At 37.4% G+C, this 1,718-nt stretch carries 1 protein-coding gene and 1 pseudogene; both read right to left on the reverse strand.

The window, feature by feature from the left end; genetic code table 11:
• Nucleotides 1-803: DNA adenine methylase (locus PX481_RS29075; protein WP_288097449.1), on the reverse strand; the 803-nt coding region annotated here is incomplete at its 3' end.
• 802 nt (nt 804-1,605) lie between these two features.
• Nucleotides 1,606-1,718: pseudogene (locus tag PX481_RS29085) on the reverse strand (IS630 family transposase); the annotation flags it as partial.

A 1,718-nucleotide genomic window follows, 5' to 3' on the forward strand; every position in this document is an offset into this window, starting at 1 on the left:
AATTTTTCTGTGGAACCAACATGATAAAAATGCTGTTTAGTATAGATATAAAACTGATCAGCACTCCAATTTTTTTTAATTAAAGGATTGCTTCTAAACTGATTACTGTGCCAAGTGGACAAAATAAACCGACAAGAAATATCCTTTAAAATAGTCACCAAACAATCTTCATCCTCTTCAGACCAAGAGTTAAAATAATCGGTGTGTCTCCCTAAATAAGGAGGATCGAGATAGATCAAGTCTGTTTTTTGCCAATCAGATAAAGTCTCTCGAAAGTCAGCAACTTGAAAATTATAATCAGTTTTAATAAGAATATTTTCTAGGGCAATAACTTGATTGACTATTTTGGTAATATATGCTTGAGAAAATCGTTCTGATTTATGACAGTAAGGTACGTTAAACTGTCCCTTACGATTGAATCTCATCACGCCATTAAAACAGGAGCGATTGAGAAATAAAAAATCTAGAGAATTAGGAGATTGATTAAATCTTTCTCGTACTTGATAATAATAACTTTCTCCCTGCTCCTTAAGAACTTGACCATTTTCTTGCAAAAAAAGCTTCACAGTTTTACTGGTAATAACTTGATTTTTTAGATTATTATAAAACTGGATAATATGAGTATTTGTGTCCGCAAGTAAAGCCTTTTTGGGATTAATATTAAAAGCCACCACCCCCGATCCAGAAAAGGGTTCTATCCAACGCCCAAAGCTAAGATCAGACACAATATTTTTAACATCTTTTACCAATTTAGTTTTAATTCCTTGACACTTAATCGGTGGCACAAGTGGCGTTAACTTCACTAAACACTCTCCTCATCAATAGTAATCTCTATCCACAGCAAACTTAGCTCCTGTTGGCTCGTGAATAAAGGTTAAATCAGGGTAAAAATTTTGTTGAGATACTAACTCTATCTTGGGTGCATCTCATTTTTGCCCTCTCAAAAATTAATTATGCAAGAACTCTATAGTAGGGTTGATTCATGAATCAACCCTACCCAAACCCTAGAGCGCATTAGTTTTTCGGTGGGATGCTTACAGGCAGCTGCTGATATATCTGTAATAATTTAAGGGTCACTGATAATTGCTGATTGTCGGTATTTCTGCAAATGTGAGATGCACCCAACAACCCTTGTCTAAAACCTCGCCTTCTAGTCAGATTCTTCCCTCCTGCCTCCTGCCTTCGTTAGCTCTGGTAGTTTTAAGTTATGTTAAGAAAAGTAGTGCGAAACGTTTAGGCATGAAATAGGGAACCAAATGCCCGAAATAACCGCCTAGTAAGGTCTTCAGTCCCCTGACTGAATCTAACAGGTCAACCCAGACCAGCCTTATAACTGTTTATATGTCCCGACGTTTAGTATCAACACGATACCAAACTAGGCAAAGGGACTCAAGGTCAATACACTTTGTAACAATTATTCACAAATTGTTACAAAGGTGAGAGTAACGGCGATAGCCACCCCCAGATTCAGAAGTCACAATTCTGGGACTGAAGCGGGGAACGGAAGGCTCCGAGGTGTAACCTAACACCAGAATCGAGACCACTGCCAACCATCCATGATTAGGTGTGAACCGAATGTCCGACCTGAACCATCGTAATTATACTTTAGACGTTCATAATCTGAGATTTATTAAACTTCTGAAATCGTAGAGTCAGCAAGGAATCCAGTTCTTTTTTATGTTTCAAATGGGCATCATTCAAACATTCATAAATGGCTG

The organism is Microcystis sp. M53603_WE2 (assembly GCF_030065435.1).